The sequence below is a fragment of the Microcoleus sp. LAD1_D5 genome, from assembly GCF_036702115.1.
Lineage (GTDB): Bacteria > Cyanobacteriota > Cyanobacteriia > Cyanobacteriales > Microcoleaceae > Microcoleus.
Genome location: NZ_JAUBSA010000027.1, coordinates 46,851 through 67,601, shown reverse-complemented (window position 1 = coordinate 67,601; position 20,751 = coordinate 46,851). Strand labels below are relative to the sequence as shown.

General features: G+C 46.3%; 15 protein-coding genes. 4 read left to right on the top strand and 11 right to left on the bottom strand.

What is annotated here, in order from left to right:
- Window positions 1–13: 13 nt before the first annotated feature.
- Entirely contained in the window at window positions 14–2,068 is a 2,055-nt protein-coding gene (locus tag QUA70_RS14030) for a serine/threonine-protein kinase (protein WP_333347699.1), read from the bottom strand.
- Between the two features lie 501 nt (window positions 2,069–2,569).
- On the opposite strand from QUA70_RS14030, the gene msrP reads away from it, so the two are divergent.
- Entirely contained in the window at window positions 2,570–3,553 is a 984-nt protein-coding gene (msrP, locus tag QUA70_RS14025; protein WP_333347696.1) for a protein-methionine-sulfoxide reductase catalytic subunit MsrP, read from the top strand.
- 131 nt (window positions 3,554–3,684) lie between these two features.
- On the opposite strand, the gene miaA is transcribed toward msrP, so the two are convergent.
- Complete coding sequence (gene miaA / locus QUA70_RS14020) at window positions 3,685–4,605, bottom strand: tRNA (adenosine(37)-N6)-dimethylallyltransferase MiaA (protein ID WP_333347693.1); 921 nt, start codon at window positions 4,603–4,605, stop codon at window positions 3,685–3,687.
- 263 nt (window positions 4,606–4,868) lie between these two features.
- Here miaA and gyrB point away from each other — a divergent pair, with 263 nt between their 5' ends.
- Entirely contained in the window at window positions 4,869–6,809 is a 1,941-nt protein-coding gene (gene gyrB / locus QUA70_RS14015; protein ID WP_333328051.1) for a DNA topoisomerase (ATP-hydrolyzing) subunit B, read from the top strand.
- Between the two features lie 248 nt (window positions 6,810–7,057).
- Window positions 7,058–7,774, top strand: a complete 717-nt coding sequence (locus QUA70_RS14010; RefSeq protein WP_333347690.1) for a heme oxygenase (biliverdin-producing) — start codon at window positions 7,058–7,060, stop codon at window positions 7,772–7,774.
- On the opposite strand, the gene QUA70_RS14005 is transcribed toward QUA70_RS14010, so the two are convergent.
- From QUA70_RS14005 to mfd, 3 genes are all read right to left on the bottom strand, one after another.
- Window positions 7,761–7,913, bottom strand: a complete 153-nt coding sequence (locus QUA70_RS14005; RefSeq protein ID WP_333347687.1) for a hypothetical protein — start codon at window positions 7,911–7,913, stop codon at window positions 7,761–7,763. The genes QUA70_RS14010 and QUA70_RS14005 overlap by 14 nt on opposite strands.
- A gap of 19 nt (window positions 7,914–7,932) precedes the next feature.
- Window positions 7,933–8,598, bottom strand: a complete 666-nt coding sequence (locus tag QUA70_RS14000; RefSeq protein WP_333410459.1) for an S-layer homology domain-containing protein — start codon at window positions 8,596–8,598, stop codon at window positions 7,933–7,935.
- Window positions 8,599–8,718: 120 nt separating this feature from the next.
- On the bottom strand, window positions 8,719–12,276 hold the full coding sequence (gene mfd, locus QUA70_RS13995; protein ID WP_333347681.1) for a transcription-repair coupling factor: 3,558 nt from the start codon (window positions 12,274–12,276) through the stop codon (window positions 8,719–8,721).
- A 423-nt stretch (window positions 12,277–12,699) separates the two neighbouring features.
- Between mfd and QUA70_RS13990 the strand changes: the two genes are divergently transcribed.
- The gene (locus QUA70_RS13990; RefSeq protein WP_333332450.1) at window positions 12,700–14,028 is read left to right on the top strand and encodes a hemolysin family protein; all 1,329 of its coding nucleotides are present in this window, start codon (window positions 12,700–12,702) and stop codon (window positions 14,026–14,028) included.
- A gap of 67 nt (window positions 14,029–14,095) precedes the next feature.
- Here QUA70_RS13990 and QUA70_RS13985 read toward each other — a convergent pair whose 3' ends face one another.
- The 6 genes from QUA70_RS13985 to QUA70_RS13960 form a co-directional block, all read right to left on the bottom strand.
- On the bottom strand, window positions 14,096–15,430 hold the full coding sequence (locus tag QUA70_RS13985) for a hypothetical protein (RefSeq protein ID WP_333347678.1): 1,335 nt from the start codon (window positions 15,428–15,430) through the stop codon (window positions 14,096–14,098).
- A 6-nt stretch (window positions 15,431–15,436) separates the two neighbouring features.
- Window positions 15,437–16,762, bottom strand: a complete 1,326-nt coding sequence (locus QUA70_RS13980) for a hypothetical protein (RefSeq protein ID WP_333347676.1) — start codon at window positions 16,760–16,762, stop codon at window positions 15,437–15,439.
- Window positions 16,763–16,775: 13 nt separating this feature from the next.
- Window positions 16,776–18,008 carry an SGNH/GDSL hydrolase family protein gene (locus QUA70_RS13975; RefSeq protein ID WP_333347673.1) on the bottom strand — a complete coding sequence of 411 codons (1,233 nt, stop codon included), beginning with the start codon at window positions 18,006–18,008 and terminating at the stop codon, window positions 16,776–16,778.
- A gap of 4 nt (window positions 18,009–18,012) precedes the next feature.
- Window positions 18,013–18,177 carry a DUF5989 family protein gene (locus QUA70_RS13970; RefSeq protein WP_190657062.1) on the bottom strand — a complete coding sequence of 55 codons (165 nt, stop codon included), beginning with the start codon at window positions 18,175–18,177 and terminating at the stop codon, window positions 18,013–18,015.
- Window positions 18,178–18,585, bottom strand: coding sequence for an SxtJ family membrane protein (locus tag QUA70_RS13965; RefSeq protein ID WP_333332438.1), 408 nt, complete (start codon window positions 18,583–18,585; stop codon window positions 18,178–18,180). It lies immediately after the preceding gene.
- Between the two features lie 107 nt (window positions 18,586–18,692).
- Entirely contained in the window at window positions 18,693–20,669 is a 1,977-nt protein-coding gene (locus QUA70_RS13960; protein ID WP_333347670.1) for a carbamoyltransferase, read from the bottom strand.
- Window positions 20,670–20,751: the final 82 nt, after the last annotated feature.

Genomic DNA, 20,751 nt, shown 5'->3' with positions numbered 1-20,751 from the left:
ACAATCGAACAAATTAAGGAGACAGTCGCCACACCTTAATCGTGTCGTCAAAACTGCCACTGATCAGAGTTTTGTCTTGAGGATTAAAAGCCAAATCCACCCAGGTAGAATGACCCTTCAGCGTGTCCGCGATTTCGCCGGAACTCATGCGCCACAACTTGATAGTCCCGCTCAAATCGGCGCTGGCGAGTTTGTCTCCGTCGGGAGTGAAAGCCAAGGATTTAACCTTGTCGGAATGGCCGATCAAAGTCCGCAGCAAAAAACCGTTGGGCTGCCCGGAGTGATTATTTGCGCTGATATCCCACAGCTTCACCGTCTTGTCCCAACTGCCACTGGCGAGAGTTTGACCATCCGGGCTGATGGCCAGAGACCAAACCGCCTCGGAATGACCCCAAAGAGTTTCTTTCAATTCCCCAGTCTGCCAGTTCCACAGGTTGATCTTACCGTCGCTGCTGCCGATCGCCAAAGTTTCTCGATCAGGACTGAAAGCCACCGACTGCACCTCGTCAAAAACCCGATTGAGAGTTTCCAACTCGGCCCCGCCTTGGGCTTCCCACAGCTTCAAAGTTTTGTCCTTACCGACACTGGCCACAGTCCGGCTATCGGGACTGAAAACCACCGAGAACACGCCGTCTGTGTGTCCGTCCAAAGTCCGAATTAACTTGCCCGAATAGAAATTCCACAATTTAATCGTACCGTCAACGCCACCACTGGCGATCGTCCTGCCGTCGGGACTGACAGCCACCGACCACACCGGCCCCAAATGTCCTGCTAAAACCTTGAGCAGCTTGCCGTGACGCTTGTGCCGCAAGTGAATTGTGCCGTCGTTATTCCCGCTGACTATCACGCGGCCCTGGGGAGCAACTGCTACCGCCCAAACCGGGTTTTTGTCTTGATCCGCCAGAGTCCGCACTGCCGGCCGGGACTGCGATGCCTCACCGTTGAAATCCTGCATCGGGGGCGGATTGAACCGAATTTCGGGAATGCTAGAAACAGGCTCAGAAGAAGTGAAAGCCTGTGGTACTGGAGAGGGCAAGCGAGAACCCAGCACTACGGACAGCAGGGCAACCGCAGTTCCTCCCCACATGGCCAAAGTCCACTTGGGTTTGCTGAGAATCACGTCTACCGGTGCCGGGCCGTATTTCATGTCTGTGAGAATTGCCTCGGTCGATCGATAGCGTTTTGATGGTTCTCGCTGCACCATTTTATCCAAAATGCGGCCGAGTCGCGCCGAAACTGGTACTTTCAAATAATGTCTCCAAGTCCAACTTTCGGCTTTGATGTCAAACAAATCAAAGGGCGACATTCCTGTTAACAAGTGAATGCAAGTGACGCCCAAACTGTAGATGTCGCTGCTCTTAATCGCTTGACCTTTAATTTGTTCCGGGGCCGCGTATTCCGCAGAACCTGTCACCGTTTCTGTTTTGAGAGGCCCGCTATTAGCCGGAATTGCCGCGCCGAAATCGACTAAAACTAGCCCAGAGGCACTTTCTTGGGACACGGAATGTAAATCCTCTTTCCCTGCCAAAGCTGGGGATGCTTGGGGAGTTTTGCGGTGAATAATATTCGACGGTTTGATATCTCCGTGAATCAGTTGATTTTCGTGAACAAATTGCAGGACTGGCAACAATTCGCTCAGCAGATACCAAATTTGAATTTCTTTAACAACACCTTTTTCTGAAAACCGATCGGCTAAATTACGGCCTTCGATGTATTCTTGCACTAAATACTGGCAGCCTTCGAGTTCAAAAGATGCCAGCAGTTTCGGTATTTGCGGATGTTTCCCCAACTCGTCGAGAACTGAGGCTGAGCCGCGAAATGTCCGGTTTTGCTGTGTGCGACCGTCGGCGACGGCTGCGGGCGCGCAGAACTGTTGAATGACGCAGCGGGGTTGCGAAGGTTGGTCTTCATCGACTGCTAAGAAGGTGCGGCAAGTGAGACTTTTACCGAAGGTGTGAAAGACTCGGTAGCGACCTTTTAGCAGCAAATTCGACTCGCAACTTTTGCAGACTGTCGCGCGATCGAGATTTTGGGGATTCTGGCAATGGGGATTGGTGCAGTAACTCATTTGTCTTTCCGCTGGAGACCCCCGTCCGACATTATTGCTGGTGGGGGAGGAAAGCGGGGCGGTGCGTGCCGCTTCCTGTGGACAAATTAAATAATTGGAATCTTTGCTTGATCATAATTGTTTCCCAGATTTTCGCCACAATTGCTTCGGTCGATCGCGCGTAAATTATTGCTGACTTTCCTGCGAGCGAGGTTTAATAGGTCGATCGTACGGGCGGGCAGGATGCCCACCCCACAAGAAAATCATTCTAAAGAACAGGCCGGAAAGCCTGTTCTTTAGAATGGTGCAATATCTCAGTTGTTACCGAATTAAGCTATACTGTCATTGCGAATACTTGCAGTGCGATCGCACTGCAAGTATTCGCGAGGTCTTGCCAAATATCGGCGATTCTTTCTTCTATGGAGTGAATCTAAAATTTCCCATTTCCCATCTCAAATCGACTAACCGATTAAAACTTAGGCAAATTTTGCCAAACTAACTACTAACTTTTAACTATTACTTATGCCCTTAATTCGCGTACCCAAATCTTGGGAGATTCTCAACCCACAAATTACCCCAGAAACAGCCTTTATTAACCGCCGCCGCTTCATGACAAATTTAATTGGCGCCGGCGTGACAGCTTCGCTGCTGCCACTGACCGGCTGCCAAAGCAATGCTAGCTCAAAAACAGCTTTGGATCAAAGCTCAACCCAAGCATATTCGGAATTGAGCCGGAATCCCGCCTTTGCAAAAGTCGATCGAGCGATTACCGACGAAGCCTTAGCTACAAAATACAACAATTTTTACGAATACGGCGGCACAAAATCTATTTGGCAAGCCGCTCAAGCTTTGCCAACCGAAAACTGGAAAGTAGAAGTAGGCGGTTTAGTAAAAAATCCCCGCACTTATGATATTGACGACCTCTACAAAAAATTTCCTATCGAAGAACGAGTTTATCGATTTCGCTGTGTAGAAGCCTGGGCGATGGTAGTTCCTTGGGTCGGATTTCCCATGAAATTACTGATGGCTGATGTCGAACCGCAATCGAACGCTAAATTTGTTCGCTTCACCTCATTTTACGATCGCAAAATAACTCCCGGCCCCGGTTTGATGTCGCAATTTTATCCTTGGCCTTATACCGAAGGCCTGCGAATTGAAGAAATGGCGAACGATTTAGCATTTTTCGCCACAGGCTTGTATGGCAGAAAGCTACCAAAACAAAATGGTGCGCCGCTGCGGCAAGTGATTCCTTGGAAATACGGTTTTAAGGGCGCGAAGTCGATCGTCAAAATTGAATTTGTCGAACAACAGCCCGCCACTTTTTGGAATACAATCGGCCCCAACGAATACGCTTTTGAAGCAAATGTCGAACCAGACAAACCGCACCCCAGATGGTCGCAGGCCAGCGAACGCATAGTCGGCCCCGGTAACAGTTGGTCGTGGGAAACTCGCCCAACTTTGCCCTATAACGGTTACGGCGAATATGTGGCGGGTTTGTACAGTTAATTGACGGATTTCCCCTCGTTGATAGGCTCTGCCTAGGAACGCAGATCCGGAGGCTATGCTTCCCTATTTCTGCGAGGCAGAGCCTCGGATTCAGGCATTCCCAGGCAGAGCCTGCGAACGAAAAATTGAAATTACATCAGTCTTGATCTGCGTCCCTCAAACTCTTCAACTCTCTGCCAAACTCTTTCTAGCAAATCTGGTGCGCTAACATCAAACCATTCAATTTCAGGATACGCTCGAAACCAAGTCCGCTGTCTCTTCGCAAATTGCCTCGTGTGCAAAATTGTTAATTCTTTAGCTTCTTCAAGCTTAATGTCGCCCGCCAAATATTGTTTGATTTCCTGGTATCCCAGCGTGTTCAACAGTGGCAAGTCGCAGCCGTATTTTTTACACAAATATTCTACTTCAGCTATCCAACCGCGTTCTAGCATTTGTTCGGTGCGCTGTTTGATACGATCGACCAAAACATCGATCTCGCAATCCAACCCAATTTGTAAAATAGGATAATTGGGAGGATTTTCGCCCTGCTGTTCGGAAATAGGGCGACCGGTCGCATAAAATACTTCCAGTGCTCTTAAAGTTCTTACTGGGTCATTGAGGTGAATTTTCTCAGCGGCAGAGCGATCGACTTGCTGCAACATGGCGTAACATTGAGATTGTCCGAGTTCCGCAAGTTGCGATCGCAATTCGGGCATCGGTGCTACCCTCGGAATTTTTAAACCCCTGACTACAGACTTAATATATAAGCCCGTCCCACCAACCAACAACAGCGGCTTAGAAACAGGAAAATCAACCGCAGCAATGATTTTTTGAGCTTGCTGCTGGTAGTCTGCGAGTGTTAGAGTTTCGGTCGGATCGCAGATGTCAATTAAGTGATGCGGTACAGAAGTGCGATCGACCGCCGTGGGTTTTGCGGTTCCGATGTCAAATTCGCGGTACACTTGACGAGAGTCCGCACTCAGGATCGAGGATTGCAGTCGCCCCGCCAAAGCCAAAGCCACTCCCGACTTCCCCGTCGCCGTCGCCCCGCAAATCGTAATTAATCTAGGCATAAGCTGTCGCACATTTAAAAAGCATCTTTAATTTCCCGATAAAAACCGTCAAATCCCCGAATCCTCTCTTCCTCCGCTGATTGACGGCGCTACGCCTCGAAAATCCCAAAGCCATCTCAAAACTATTCCCCTCCGTCCCCCCGATAAATTTCCCTTCAGAAAGCCCTAGCATCGCCTTTAACGGTTTTGTGCTATAATTTTAGGAGTTTTCCTATTTTATAAGCTTTCGGGGCTTTAGGCCTCATTATTGGAGCTATTTTTGTATGACCAGCAGCTACAGCGCCGACCAAATTCAAGTTCTCGAAGGTCTCGAAGCAGTCCGCAAACGACCGGGGATGTACATCGGTACCACCGGCCCGCGAGGACTCCACCATTTAGTTTACGAGGTTGTTGACAACTCGATCGATGAGGCGCTGGCTGGCCACTGCACCCACATCGAGATTGACATCAACGCCGACGGTTCCGTTACCGTGACAGACGACGGACGGGGCATTCCGACTGGCATCGTTGCCAAGACTGGCAAATCGGGAATAGAAACAGTAATGACTGTACTCCACGCCGGCGGTAAATTTGGCGGTGGTGGCTACAAGGTTTCTGGAGGATTGCACGGTGTAGGTATTTCTGTTGTTAACGCGCTGTCCGAGTGGGTAGAAGTGACAGTTTGGCGCGACCAAAAAGAACATTTACAGCGCTACGAAAGAGGCAATCCAGTTACTGAACTTACTGCCAAGCCCAACAAAGGCACTCGCACTGGCACTTCAGTTTCTTTTTTGCCAGATACTCAAATATTTAGCACTGGTATTGAATTTGATTACACTATACTCGCTGGGCGCTTGCGAGAATTGGGTTACTTGAATGCGGGCGTGAAAATTACGTTTAGCGACCACCGTTTGGAACTGCTCAAAAGTAGCGAACCTCGCATCGAAACATACTGTTACGAGGGTGGAATCAAGGAATATATCGCCTACATGAACCGCGAAAAGCAGCCTCTGCACGAAGAAGTGATTTATGTGCAAGGCGAACGCAATAACGTGCAGATAGAAGTGGCTTTGCAGTGGTGCGTCGATGCTTTTAGCGACAACGTTCTAGGTTTTGCTAACAACATTCGGACGATCGACGGTGGCACGCACTTAGAAGGTTTGAAGGCTGTTTTGACGCGGACGATGAATTCGATCGCCCGCAAGCGCAACAAAATCAAAGAAAACGAGCCCAACCTCGCCGGCGAAAACGTTCGCGAAGGTTTGACAGCAGTGATTTCGGTCAAAGTCCCAGACCCGGAATTTGAAGGCCAAACTAAAACCAAGCTAGGCAATACAGAAGTTAGGGGAATTGTCGATTCCTTGGTTGGCGAAGTATTGACAGAATATTTAGAGTTTCGGCCCCAAGTAGCTGACGCTATTTTGGAAAAAGCAATTCAGGCATTTAAGGCCGCTGAAGCCGCCCGCCGTGCCCGCGATTTAGTGCGCCGAAAATCCGTCTTAGAATCGTCTCCTTTGCCGGGAAAATTAGCGGACTGTAGTTCCAGGGACCCCGCCCTGTCTGAGATCTACCTGGTGGAGGGGGATTCTGCAGGCGGATCGGCAAAACAAGGGCGCGATCGCCAATTCCAAGCAATCCTGCCTTTGCGCGGTAAAATTCTCAACATTGAGAAAACCGACGACGCCAAAATCTACAAAAATAACGAAATTCAGTCGTTAATTACAGCCCTGGGTTTGGGCATCAAAGGCGAAGAATTCGATCCGGGTCAATTGCGGTATCACCACATCGTAATTATGACGGACGCTGACGTAGATGGTGCTCACATCCGCACGCTGTTGCTGACTTTCTTCTACCGCTATCAGCGCGCACTTGTAGACCAAGGTTACATCTATATTGCTTGTCCTCCTCTCTATAAAGTGGAACGGGGACGCAATCATTACTACTGTTACAGCGATCGCGAAATGAACAATCTCATCCGCAATGAATTTCCGGCGAATGCTAACTACACCATTCAGCGGTTCAAAGGTTTGGGTGAAATGATGCCGACACAGTTGTGGGATACGACGATGAACCCAGAAACTCGCACGCTGAAACGAGTGGAGATTGAAGACGCTGCTGAGGCCGATCGCATCTTTACGATCTTAATGGGCGATCGTGTGGCCCCCCGCCGCGAATTCATCGAAACCTACGGCCCCAAACTCAACCTCCTCGACTTGGACATCTAAATTAATCCTTAGTCATTTGTCATTAGCTAACAGCTAATGGCTGAGGCCTAATGACTAAACTTTTGCGGCCCTGATGCCTTCTGCCCTTTCGGGCGATCGGGCATCAGGGCTGTTTAATTTCTCTAGGCTTTGTTATAAAAATTAATACAATCTCTCATCAAATCGATCTAAGGTAAATGCTTAGGTAAATTTTAGATTTTTGGCGCATCCATCAACTACCACAAAAATAGAAGGTTGGACAATATAGCATGAGCATCAATTTAGCGACCAAATTGCGTGAGGGAACGAAAAAGTCCCACACAATGGCAGAAAACGTCGGTTTTGTCAAGTGTTTTTTAAAAGGCGTTGTAGAAAAAACTTCTTACCGGAAGTTAGTAGGAAACCTCTACTTTGTCTACTCGGCAATGGAAGAGGAAATGGAACGCCAAAAGCAGCATCCGGTTGTTTCAAAAATTAACTTTCCTGAGTTGAATCGCAAACAAAGCTTAGAGCAAGATTTATTTTACTACTACGGTGCGAATTGGCGCGAACAAGTAGCCCCGTCACCAGCAGCTAAAGCCTACGTCCAGCGGATTCGCGAGATTTCGGCAACTGCACCGGAACTGTTAGTAGCTCACTCTTACACTCGCTACCTTGGCGATTTATCCGGCGGACAAATCCTGAAGGGAATTGCCCAACGGGGGATGAATCTTTCCGAGGGAGAAGGCACTGCTTTCTATGAATTCCAGGATATTCCTGATGAAAAAGAATTCAAAGCTAACTACCGTCAGGCAATGAATGAACTGCCGATTGACGAAGCCACAGCAGAGCGAATTGTTGACGAAGCTAATGCAGCTTTTGGCATGAACATGAAGATGTTCATGGAATTAGAAGGCAATTTGATTAAAGCTGTTGGTCAGATGCTTTTCAATACCCTGACGCGGAAGCGCGGCGGCGCCAGTACCGAATTGGCTACTGCTGATTGAGCCAACACCCATTGGCAATAATTTGAGCCTCGTTTAAGAGGAAAACTTTAAATCCTGGGGGTTTGATGGCTGCTTTGACAGTCACCAAAGCTCCGGGATTTTGCATGGCGGGCGATCGACTTTTTAACTCACAACTCAACAGTCACAACTCAACACTATCACCTTCCCACGCCACGATTAGGAGGCTCCTCGTCCGGGACAGGCAAAGAAGTTGGCCTTACTTGCCGCTCCAAATACTTGCTCAAAGCGTAAGCGATATCCCCGCGAGTCATCGGCTTCAAAGGATTAATCTTATTAGTTCCGAGTTCAACATTAACAAACCCTTCATAAAGTGCAGTAGCAATAGACTTTCTAGCCCAATTAGGAATTTCCCCTGCATCTGGATACTTAGCTAAAATCTCGGAAATGCTGGGGTCTGGAAACTGAAAAACCCCGTAAGCTTGAGCAAAAATCGCCAAAGCTTCAGCGCGAGTCACCCTTTGATTTGGGAAAAACATTCCGTCGCGATATCCACTCATCGTTCCCGTTTTCAAAACAGTTTGAATCGCAGTGTAAGCCCAGTAACTCTTCGGTACATCCGGCAATTCCCTATCCGGTTTCTGAGCGGTTTTCCGCCGTTCCAAACCAAAAGTTTTTACTAAAATCACCGCCAAATCAGCGCGACTGACAAGACCCTCAGCATTAAAATTGCCACTGGCATCTTTATTCATCAACCCTGCACTCACAACCCGGTCGATCGGGTCAATTATTTCTTGAGATTGAACCGCCATTGGGACTCCTTGCAGTAGGGCGATCGCCAAAAAAATACTCACTAACCTTTTCACGATTTTAATCCTTTCTCTCCCTACAACAATCATGAAAACAGCAGTAATATTTTTTCCGGTTCTATCGGTATAATTCTGTGGTTTCGGCGGTGCGCTAGATTGGGCGATTATATATCAAAATTAAAGATTTGCTTCCGGCAAAGCGCTCTGCATTTTACCCAGCCAATCAATCAAATTATCCAATTGCTTTTGGGCAGTCAAAACAGCCATACCTCGAATAGTAACCTTCCCCTTGCTGTAGACAAAACGAGCTTGCAAATGTTCCGGCAAATTAGCCTTAAGCAAATTCCAAGCAGGCTCCTCCATAGGTGTTTCCAACACAATGTGCTGCTTATTCTCCGGTTTGATCCGAGAAAAACCAATTTTTTTAGCGATTTGTTTGAGTTCGACCACACGGATAAGTTGCTGGGCTGGAAGAGGAATTGGCCCATAACGATCGCACCAATCAGCCTGAATCTGCTGTAACTCTTCTGGGTTATTAGCAGAAGCCACAGACCGATAAGCACTCATCTTTTGATCCAAATCTGCGATGTAATCAGCAGGAATAAACGCCGTCAAAGTGAGGTCGATTTGCGCGTCCTCCACTTTCGGAATTTCCTGACCCTTAATTTCCCGAATAGCCTCCTCTAACATTTCCGCATACAAATCAAAACCGATCGCCTCCATTTGACCCGACTGTTCAGTACCCAAAACATCACCCGAACCGCGAATTTCCATATCTCGGACAGCCAACTGATAGCCCGAACCCAACTGCGCGAACTCTTGAATTGCCCGCAGCCTCTGCCTTGCAGCATCAGAAAGTTGGTTCTGCTTGGGATAAAACAGCCAAGCATGAGCTTGAATCCCCGCGCGTCCCACCCGTCCCCGCAACTGGTAAAGCTGACCCAAACCAAACCGCTGCGCGTCTTCAATTAAAATGGTATTGACTCGCGGAATATCCAAACCCGACTCAATAATCGTCGTGCACACCAAAATATCGAAATCTGCCGCGCTGAAAGTCAGCATGATGGATTCTAGTTCCGACGCCTCCATTTGACCGTGGGCGATCGCAATTCTGGCAGACGGAACCATCTCCTGCAACTGAGCGGCCAACTCATCAATCCCCTCAATCCGGGGCACCACGTAAAACACCTGACCACCCCTGTCCAACTCTTGACGAATTGCCGATCGCACCGTTTCTGCGTTATAGGGAGCCAAATGCGTCTGAATCGGGCGCCTGCTGGGAGGCGGAGTCGCAATCAAACTCATCTCGCGAATCCCCGACAGCGACATATACAAAGTCCGGGGAATCGGCGTTGCTGTCAGAGTCAGAACATCTACCTCGGTTTTGAGAGCTTTAATCGCTTCCTTTTGCTTAACTCCAAACCGCTGTTCTTCATCCACCACCAACAAGCCCAAATCCCGAAATTTAATCGCTTTGCTCAAAACAGCTTGAGTACCGACAATCACATCTAATTCCCCAGTCGCCAAACGCTTGTGAATTTCCCGGCGCTCGGTTTCAGTGCGAAACCGATTGAGCAAACCAACTTCGATCGGATAAGGGGAAAAACGCTCCGAGAGCGTGTGATAGTGCTGTTGGGTCAAAATCGTCGTCGGCGCGAGCAAAGCCACCTGCTTGCCCGCCGTAACCGCCTTAAAAATCGCTCTCAGAGCCACTTCTGTCTTACCAAAACCGACATCGCCACACACCAAGCGATCCATCGGTCGATCGCCCTCCATGTCGCGTTTCACATCCTGAGTTGCCTTCAACTGGTCCGGCGTTGGCTGGTAAGGAAAAGAATCCTCTAATTCTTGTTGCCAAGGCATATCAGGAGGAAAAGCGTAACCTGTTTGTTTAGCTCTTTTAGCATAAAGATTCAGCAAATCCACTGCCAATTTTTTAACAGCTTTGCGAACCTTTGTTTTAGTTTTTTCCCAAGTTTGGCCTGTCAGCTTGTTTAGATCCGGTACTTTATCGCCTACAGTCCGAAACCTCGACAAAGCGCCCAATTGATCTGCGGCCACTCTCAGAGTACCGTCAGCGTATTGAATCAATAAATATTCGCGAGTTTCGCGATCGATCGTCAAACGTTCCAACTTGATAAATTTACCCACTCCATGCTGGCGGTGAACCACATAATCACCCGGGCTTAATTTATTCGGGTCTACTTGCTTAGAAGCAGCGCGGCGGCGTTTGCGGACGTAGCTAAAAGTAGCAAGAGAATGCTGACCATAAAATTCCCGATCGGTAATTAACACAATCCGAAAAGTCGGCAGAATAAACCCTTCCAATTCTGCCAGTCCGCTGTACTTCAAAGCCACCGGAATGTGCTGCAATTGCAACTTGTCGATCGCCAAATAATCGCGTGGATTCACCACAAACTGAGCCGGACAGTCGTGTTCCGAAAGCAGAGAAACAGAACGGCTGGGTTGAGCAGAAACCAGGAAAATAGTAAAACCCCGATCGCGCTCTTCCCTGAGCATTTGAGACAGCTTCGCAAATTGGTGAGGCATCACCGGCACAGGTCGAGAAGCCAAATTAATCGCAGACGGTAGCTGGTCGCCCTCCGCAGAGCTTTGAAGTTTTTTAGCCGTAGAATCTTCTGCCAATTCAGAAAGTTCTAGCCTATCGAAAGCTGCGACATCTGCCATAGATTCAGCAAAAGTGCGGTGAATTTTCGGAACTTTCAAATTAGAAATTGGCAAATTTTCTGTTCCCGCCTCCGCAACTTCCGATTCCCGATTGCAATTATTCCACTGTTCCTGTGCATTCTCAAACCAGCGGTCGCTGTGAGCTTCGCACCCTTGCGGTTCGTCAACAACAACTAAAGTATTTTCTGGCAAATAATCCAACAAAGATGCGGGTTTTTCAAACGCTAAACCCAACAGCCGGCGGACAAATTTTTCGGTTTCATTTTCTGTGTCAACAGAGCCTAAGTGGTTAATTTCGTCAAGCTTCTTTTCGGCTAAAACTGCTTTAATAATGGCGTTAAAATTAGTAGGAGTTAATATTAACCGATCTACCTTATCGAGCGATCGCTGCGAAGACGGGTCAAACTCCCGAATTTGCTCCAAATCATCCCCAAACCACTCCAGCCGCACCGGCAACTCCGCCGCTACCGGAAACACATCGACAATATCGCCCCGGCGGCTCCACTGGCCCTCCATTTCCACCAGAGTCACCCGATCGTACCCCATCGATACCAGTTGACGATCCAGTATCTTCGAGTCTTGAACCGCACCTCGCTTCAGCGTCAGACAATAGGGTTTAAAAGCAGCAGGCGGCGGCAAGTGAGACTGCAGAGCTCTTTCGGTAGCTACAATCGCGAGCGGCTTAGAATTAGCGTTTGTTTCTTGTTTTTCGACCAAATCCGCCAGCACCTGCATTTGCCCCCACGTCATTTCGTTCTCGTCGGAGTAAGATAGCTCGTAGGGTGAAGCCTCCGAAGTCGGGTAAAAATGTACGGTTTGCCAGCCCATCGCCTCTAAAGAGGCAACCCAGCGGCCGGCTTCTTCTAAAGTAGCCGTTACTGCCAATAAGTTTCGCCCCTCTTGCTGTGCGAGGGCGGAAGCTACCAAAGCTTTAGGCAAACGGGCGATGCCGGAGAGTTGCACGTAGCGATGGCGCTTGAGCTTGTTGAGGAGTTCTGTTGCTAGGGGCGATCGCCCTAGGGTACGAATTATTGAAGAGAAAGTCATGCGCTTTTAATTTTAATCCCCGATCGGCGAAGGCTCTTTCCCTTTGCCTGTTAAGGAGATTGTACGACAAACATCCATGATTGTGGCGATCTGCTGTTGACGCCTTGGAACTTAACTGGGGATAGATTTCTCCTTTAATATCTCGATCCTGCGATCGCGATCGAGCCAGTTCCGTTAATCTAGTGACAGGTTTAGAAAAAATTTCGATTTTGCGATCGAGATTCGCAGCTTCCAGACCTCTCCTGTGACTGCACCCAAAGACGGATACCAGCCCCCGACTCAAGTTGTGAAGATCGAAGAATTTTAGACATTAGGGAAATCCCCCAGATACTGGCTGCGGAGTCAATCTAAAATCTAAAATCTAAAATCTAAAATCGACTAACCGGGCAGAGCGCTTCGCCGTTACTACCGAAAATTTTAGAAATGTCCCCAAGTACCGATATTCTGATTGTTCTCCTGCTAATTTTCCTCAATGGCTTGTTTGTGATGTCAGAGATGGCCATCATCTCTGTACGGAAGGTGAGACTGCAACAGATGGCCAACCAAGGTTCAGCCAATGCCCGCGTAGCCTTGGATCTGGCTAATGCCCCCAATCAGTTCTTGCCGACAGTTCAAATCGGGATTACGATGCTGGCCATTCTGTCGGGCGCTTTCGGAGAAACGACGATTTCTAGAAGAGTAGAGCCTGTGTTGCGCCTGATTCCTGCCCTCGCGCCCTATTCTCAGACGATCGCCTCAGTAGTAGCAGTTTTAACCATCACTTATCTGACCTTAATTATTGGCGAACTGGTGCCGAAGCGGCTAGCGCTCAACAACCCGGAGCCGATCGCTTCTAGCGTAGCAATTCCCATGCGAATGCTCTCAAAAATTGGCGCTCCTGCGGTTTATCTGTTAAGTCATTCCACTGACTTAGTGATGCGGCTGATGAGGATAGCCCCCTCGACAGAACCGCAAGTTACAGAAGAGGAAATTAAAGTTTTAATCGAGCAAGGCACCGAAGCCGGAACCTTTGAAGAAGCCGAACAAGACATGGTAGAAAGAGTGTTTCGTTTGGGCGATCGGCGAGTCAGCGCCTTAATGACCCCGCGTCCCGATCTTACCTGGCTCGATCTAGATGATTCAGTGGAAGAAAACCGCCAAAAAATGCTCGGCAGTGGTCATTCTCGGTTTCCCGTGTGTCAGGGAGGGCTAGACAACGTTGTCGGTTTAGTACACGTTACTGATATGCTGTCTCGGACTTTAACTGGTCAACCCCTGGACTTAAGCGCTTCTTTACGACGACCGTTATTTGTACCGGAAAGCACGCGGGGTTTAAAAGTATTAGAACTTTTCAAACAATCTAGCAATCAAATTGCCTTGGTAGTAGATGAATACGGGGTAATTCAAGGATTGGTTACAGTCAACGACATTTTAGTCGAACTCGTTGGCGACTTTCCCTCAATAGAAGATGCTGACGAGCCGGAAGCCGTGCAGCGCGAAGACGGTTCTTGGCTGTTAGACGGAATGCTAGCAGTCGAAGATTTTTTTGAGCTGTTTGGAATCGAAGAGTCAGCAGAACACAAAGGAAGTTACCACACAATGGGCGGCTTTGTGATTACTAATTTGGGCAAAATTCCCACAGCAGCCGAGCATTTTGAGTGGAACGGTTTGCGCGTGGAAGTAGTCGATATGGACGGCAACCGAGTTGATAAAATCTTGGTAATGCCGATCGACTCAGCGGGCGATCGACATAGAACCCAACCAAAAACCTAAAATTTAAACTCAGCGGTAAGGTGCGCTAGGCGCACCCTACATCAACCATTCAGCGGATATTTCAGACCTACTTCTTTTTGCTTCTAGCCTCATCTTTCCGCAAAGATTCCAGAATAGAACGACCTACATAATTGCTGAAAACCACCTCTCCAGCTTGATTGTAGTGGCAGCAGCTATCTACATAAACAGCCTCTTTAGTCTTATCAAAAACATTGACAGCATTCACTAGATTGATATTATTTTTTTCCAAATTCGGAAACTTTTTGAAAAGAGCCGGATATCCAATTTGCACAGATTTAGCATAAGGAGTCTCCTTGTTAAAAGCAATCTGCTTTTCGGCTTCACCAAACACCCTTTTCGTCTGATAATATTGATTAGGCTGAAGAACATGAAAATAAGGTACATTACTAGCAGACAGAACTTTGTGCATAAAAATTGAACTTTTCACCCAATTCTGGGCCATTTGTTCAAAAGCTAATGAATCCTGTAAAACCGACTTATTAGTATTGATGTAAATAACGCTGCCAGTGTCATCTTTTTTTTGTTGAGTCCGTTCTTTTTCAAACTTAATGACATCGGTTTTATAGTTATTGACTAGATTTTGAACGTAAACCGAAGTCAAAGCATCGCACGCAGCGAAAGAACAGTTTTGCAAACTTGACAAACCCTGATTAATCCTAGCTTTATTTTCTTTAATTCTGATAGTTGCTTTCATCGCTTTTGTAGAAAGGCTATTATTCGCCAAGCTAGTCAGCGGCAAAATATGCTGAATACTTGGCATCGCCAAATCGACTTGATTTTTATTGTTTAAGTTAGAAAGTGCTACTTCATTAAAACCATCTATATTGACGACTAGATCCAGTTCTTGCCCTAAAGCCAAAAAATAGTTTAAAATTAATAATTGCTGGGGTTGTTTGTAGCCTCCCGTAGCAAAAGACAAAATTACAAATTCTTTATCTTTCAAACCGGGAACCTGCTTGAGGTATTGAGGTAAAATTTTGTTTTGAACTTCAAATACTGCATAATTAGAAGCCACAGAACCGCCAAAAACTCCGACAATAAATTGATTTTTCTTGGTTTTTTTCAAAGGGTAATCGTAAGGAGAGATAAATCCGTAATTGTTAACTTTAAAACCAGGGCGAAAATCGGGGCCTGGTTGTTGAATAAAGCCCAAAAAAGGATGAAACCTTTCAACAATAGACTGATTCAGCCGCACTCCTTCTAAGTTAATTCCTAAATCCGACTTATTTTGCACCTTTTCTCTAGTATAGAAAAATTGCTTATGCTTGACAAAATACCATCCCAAAGAACCGACTTCGAGGAAAACCAGTAAAAGCACTAAATTAATCAAAGTTATCTTGAGAAATTCTTGTCCTTTTTTGAGGGATTTAAAATCTTTCATAAACCTCTATTTCGACTCTCTTACTACTTTAATAATGGAACTAGAAACATAGTTAGCTAATACTTCCTCTCCCACTGAATTATAGTGGCAACAGGCATCTTTGTAAACAGTTTCTTTTGTATTGTCTAAAATATTCACTGCGCTAAAAATATTAACCCCAGCTTTTTGCAAATCATCGACTTTGGACAACAATACCGGATAACCTTTTTTCACCCCTTCAATGTAAGGACTCTTCGGGTCGATCGCGATTTCGTTCTCCTTGGCGGTAAAGGCTCGCTTGGTGGGATAATACTGGTTGGGCTGGATAAAGTGAAAATATTTTATCTTTCTACTGGATAAAATTTGATTCATGCCGATCGACGATTCGTACCACATCGATGCCATTTTGTCAAAAGCAGCGGCATCCGGCAAAACAAAGTCAGCTTTGGGAATGTATACTATACCGCTATTTGCCGTGTCTGGGTTGGATTGTTTTACTTGCGAATCGTACTTGACAACTGCTTGCTGGTAATTGTTGACTAATTGTTTCACCTGTAGCGAGGTAACAGCGTGACACAAAGCAAGTTGACAAGTTTGCAATTTGTCGATACCTGCTTTCAATTGTTTTTTGTTTTCGTTAATTTTCACGATCGAACTCATCGCTTCCGGTGACAAGTTGTTGTTGGCTAAACCAGTCAGAGGCTGTATGTGCTGAACGCTGGGCATTCCTATTTCTACTTGGGCTTTGTTATTTAAATTTGACAGTGCTACTTCGTTAAAACCGTCAATATTGATGACTACATCTAACTCTTGACCCAAAGCCAGAAAGTAATTTAAAATTAATAATTGTTGGGGTTGTTTGTAGCCGCCGTTGCCAAAATTTAAAACAATAATTTCTTTGTTGACAAATTCTGGATAACTCTTCAATTTGTTAGACAATCTGCGATTTACGTATTCATCAACTGCAAAGTTATTCGCAACTGAACCGCCAAAAAGTCCGATAATAAGTTGATTTTTATTAGTTTTAATAAACGGATATTCGTATAGGGAAAAAAAGCCGTGTTTGTTGACTTTTAACTTTAATTTTTCATTGGTGAAGGCACCTTGTTTGAGTACATAGCCAAAAAGTGGGTGCAGTCTTTCTACGATAGATTCATCAAGCCTAATGCCGATCCTTTCAATATCTTCTACTACTTTTTCTTTGGCTTTAGTTCGGGTATAAAAAAACTGCTTTTGGTTGATAAAATAAAAAGCTAGCGACAAAGCTTCCAGACAAATAAAGGCGGTCGCCAAATTAACCGCGATTATAATTAATATGTTTTTGCCTTTTTTCAAAGCCGTTGAATCTTTCATGAAATTTGACTGATTACGGTTGTTTTTTGGGGACTTGAGACTGCTTCAAATTTTCGCACAAATTTCGGTTAATCAGGATACTAGCCAGCCGATGCCCGAGTTCATTCCAGTGACCCCCACAGGGTACAGAATTCTCAAAACCGTGGGCGCAGACTTGATATTTTTCAGTGTAACCTTGGATCTGTTCCGATAAATTCAGTACCCGAAAACCCTCGCGCGCGCCCAAATTTTCCAGCCGCCTATCGGGATAAAATAAATCCTGAATGTTGTTCTTTCTCATAAAATTTTTTCGCCTCTGGGCTTCCGGTCGAACTTGCATCGGATCGCCGATCGTCACAACCAAGAAATCAGCATTTTTCTGCACAACTTCATTCCGCATCGTCACAATCAAACCCTCTGTCACCCTCCAAGCTTCTTGCCAAGCTGCATCCTGAGGTTCCTTGAGGTTCAGGGTACTTAAAGTGGTAAAGTGTCCCGATAACTCCCGCTTTTTCCGCTCTAAGTCTACCTTTTTAATGACCTGCAGAATGCGCGAATTGTTGACGATCAGACTGGGCATTCGGTCTACAAAGGAAACTGCTCTTTCGTTGCGGTCAATGGGCGCCAGATTGCGAAAAGACATATCCGGTACTAACTTGCCGCTAGCATCATAAGCAAAAAATGGTCGGTAGCGATCGTATTCCAATTGCGGCGAATTGTTAATTATATCATTACCAATAAAAAAAGCAAGAATTACAATATCAGGACTGTAATCCCACACTTTTTTTCGCAGCATTATCAATTGTTGAGCAGTACCGTAGCCCTGCACCCCGAAATTCATGACCTCAACATTTTTGCGTCCCTTAACAGCTTCGCAGTTGCCTAACTTTCGTTCCAATTTCGACCAGAAAGTTTGTTCGACAGGTACGTGAATTGCTTCGGTGAAAGAATCACCCAAAACCGCAACCCGCAAAGTATTTGGAGGTTTGGCTTTTGTATGTTCACGATCGCGCAAACCCTCGCTATTCACCTGCACAAAACTTGCACCTTCCCCATTCCACTCCCCCGACGCACCCGGTTTCAGTTTCCAGCCCAAATTTGGATCGGAAGTGTGAAAACGAGTTGGCGCCGACTCTACGAAATCTCCTATTTTTGGATAGCCCTCAACTTTAGCAACTCGCAATCCAATTTCACCAATTACCACCCCCATCAATAAACCGCCGAGTGTCAAACCAAAATTGACACCCAAATTTTTCAACTTGCTCATTATTTCAAAACAGCGTGTAAATAAATGGAGCAATCACAGAACCCTGACTCAATACAATCAAAGCTCCCAAAAAGACTAAAGTCACAATTAACGGCAACAGCCAATACTTTTGGCGTTCTTTCATAAACGCCCACAAATCTTTGAGAAAATCTAAAGTTGCTTCAAACACTTAAAAAGGACGCTCCATACTAACTTTGGTTCTTTCTTTACTTTGGACGCGGTAAGTATCCATTTTCGGATTCAATTTTCGTCGCATTGCATCTTCGCCGAAAATCTTTTTGAGCACTCCCATCGGCCAAATTATAAGGTAAAAAACTATCCCTAAGACGATCGGCGTTTCGATCTTGTTAAGAATAAGTCCAAACCGCATCCACGCGTGATAAACGGGATTCAGCGATTTCGGCGCCACCAATCCTAGCACGATTAGGACTGCGCCGATTGCCCAGGGCCACCAAGGTAGAGAATGCCGCCGCAGTAAAGGTACTGCTAAACCGAACAGCACTGCAATCAAGCCGCCAATTAGCAGCCCGAAATCGCGCAAGCCTTTTTTATCGAGTTTTTTAATTTCGTCGCTCATTAGAAATGGGGAATTGGGAATTGGGAATTGGGAATTGGGAATTAGTTATTAGTTATTCGTTCCAACTAATAACTAATGACTAATAACTAATGACTAATGACTAATGACTAATCGAGTTCAAATTCATTTTTCCAAGCATCATCTTGTTTCCAAGGAATTTGTTCGGACTTGGGAAGCAAGTAATTTTCCAATACCAGATAGTCCATTTCGGTTCGCATGAAACAGCGGTAAGCATCCTCTGGGGTGCAAACAATGGGTTCGCCTCGGACGTTGAAAGAAGTATTTACCACAATAGAACAGCCCGATCGCTCTTCAAAATGACTGATTAAGTCATAGTAGCGAGGATTGGTTTCTTTGTGAACAGTTTGGATGCGAGCCGAGTAATCGACGTGGGTGACAGCCGGAATTTCCGATCGCGGAATGTTGAGCTTTTCAATGCCAAACAACTGCTCTTGTTCGGGACTCATCGGAATGCGGAGACTGGACTTGACAGGTGCTACCAATAGCATATAAGGGCTAGAATGGTCAATCTCGAAATAATCCGCAACTCGTTCGGCTAAGATTGACGGAGCAAAAGGTCGAAATGATTCCCGATATTTAATTTTCAGGTTCATCACGGACTGCATTTTAGCACTGCGGGGATCGCCAATGATCGATCGACCGCCCAGAGCGCGCGGCCCAAATTCCATCCGCCCCTGGAACCATCCCACCACATTTCCCTGTTCCAAAATTTCAGCCAACTGCGGCATTAATTCGGCATCGTCCAATCGGTGATAGCTGGCTTTGACTGCATCCAAATATTCGAGAATTTCTGCGTCAGTAAACCTCGGGCCCAAATAAGAGCCACGCATTTGATCGTGACAAGTTAAATGAGCAACAGACTTCGCCACAGTTGCCACCGCTGGGTTTGCAGTGAGAACTTCAGTCCTCTCCTCAACCGCTGCATTTGCAGTGACAAGTTCAGTTTTGAGGGATTCTATACTATTTGGTATCGAGTTCGCGCTCACAGTGCGAGTTTGTTCGCAATATTGGTACCAAATCGCCAACGCCGCGCCCAAAGCACCCCCAGCATCTCCCGCCGCCGGCTGAATCCAAATATCTTTGAAAATACCTTCCCGCAAGAGTCTACCGTTAGCAACACAGTTGAGAGCAACGCCGCCGGCCATACAAAGATAATCGACATCCAATTCTTTTTTAACTGTTCTGCAAAGTCGCAAAACAACTTCTTCGGTAACAACTTGAATGGAAGCTGCAATGTCCATTTCCCGCTGTGTCAATTTTCCTTCAGCTTGACGCGGTGGCCCTTCAAAAAGTTCGTCAAACTTCTTGTTTGTCATGGTTAAGCCAACTGTATAGTTGAAATAATCCATGTTCAAACGAAAAGTTCCGTCATCTTTGAGGTCGATTAAATAGTTGAGAATCTTGTCTACATACTTGGGTTCGCCGTAAGGAGCTAAACCCATGAGTTTGTATTCACCAGAGTTGACTTTGAAGCCGGTGTAATAGGTGAAAGCTGAATAAAGCAAACCCAAGGAGTGGGGAAAATCGATTTCCCACTGAGGTGTCAGTTGGTTCCCGTCTCCCAACCAAACTGAGGTTGTGGCCCACTCGCCCACGCCGTCTAGGCACAAAACGGCGGCTTTTTCAAAGGGGCTGGGAAAAAATGCCGATGCTGCGTGCGATTGGTGGTGTTCGGTAAATAGCAGAGATGGCAGTTTATTCGTTTTGCAGTTTGCTATTGCTGCCAGATCTCTTTTGAGCATGGTTTTGAGGTAAAGCTTTTCTTTGAGCCATATCGGCATGGCAGTTAGGAAAGAGCGAAAACCTTGGGGTGCGTAGGCTAAATAGGTTTCGAGAAGGCGCTCGAATTTGACTAAAGGTTTGTCGTAAAAGACTATTCTATCGACTTCCCGCAAATCTATTTGCGCTTCTTTCAGGCAATAAGCGATCGCATTCTTAGGGAATCTGGCGTCATGCTTTTTGCGGGAAAATCTTTCTTCCTGCGCTGCTGCTATAATTTCTCCGTCGCGAATTAAGGCTGCGGCGCTGTCGTGATAGTACGCCGAGATTCCAAGTATGTTCATCGCTCTCCTCACAAATCGCAATGCGTTTGCTTTTGACTATTTAGAATAGCTAACGATTATAGCTGCTTAAGTGCGGATTTGG

Bases quoted from the DNA above. Each gene is read 5' to 3' on its own strand.
- miaA (WP_333347693.1), bottom strand. From the start codon at position 4,605: ATGCCTAGATTAATTACGATTTGCGGGGCGACGGCGACGGGGAAGTCG.
- mfd (WP_333347681.1), bottom strand. From the start codon at position 12,276: ATGACTTTCTCTTCAATAATTCGTACCCTAGGGCGATCGCCCCTAGCA.
- QUA70_RS13985 (WP_333347678.1), bottom strand. From the start codon at position 15,430: ATGAAAGATTTTAAATCCCTCAAAAAAGGACAAGAATTTCTCAAGATA.
- QUA70_RS14010 (WP_333347690.1), top strand. From the start codon at position 7,058: ATGAGCATCAATTTAGCGACCAAATTGCGTGAGGGAACGAAAAAGTCC.
- QUA70_RS14030 (WP_333347699.1), bottom strand. From the start codon at position 2,068: ATGAGTTACTGCACCAATCCCCATTGCCAGAATCCCCAAAATCTCGAT.
- QUA70_RS13965 (WP_333332438.1), bottom strand. From the start codon at position 18,585: ATGAGCGACGAAATTAAAAAACTCGATAAAAAAGGCTTGCGCGATTTC.
- QUA70_RS13980 (WP_333347676.1), bottom strand. From the start codon at position 16,762: ATGAAAGATTCAACGGCTTTGAAAAAAGGCAAAAACATATTAATTATA.
- QUA70_RS13990 (WP_333332450.1), top strand. From the start codon at position 12,700: ATGTCCCCAAGTACCGATATTCTGATTGTTCTCCTGCTAATTTTCCTC.
- QUA70_RS13975 (WP_333347673.1), bottom strand. From the start codon at position 18,008: ATGAGCAAGTTGAAAAATTTGGGTGTCAATTTTGGTTTGACACTCGGC.
- gyrB (WP_333328051.1), top strand. From the start codon at position 4,869: ATGACCAGCAGCTACAGCGCCGACCAAATTCAAGTTCTCGAAGGTCTC.
- QUA70_RS13960 (WP_333347670.1), bottom strand. From the start codon at position 20,669: ATGAACATACTTGGAATCTCGGCGTACTATCACGACAGCGCCGCAGCC.
- msrP (WP_333347696.1), top strand. From the start codon at position 2,570: ATGCCCTTAATTCGCGTACCCAAATCTTGGGAGATTCTCAACCCACAA.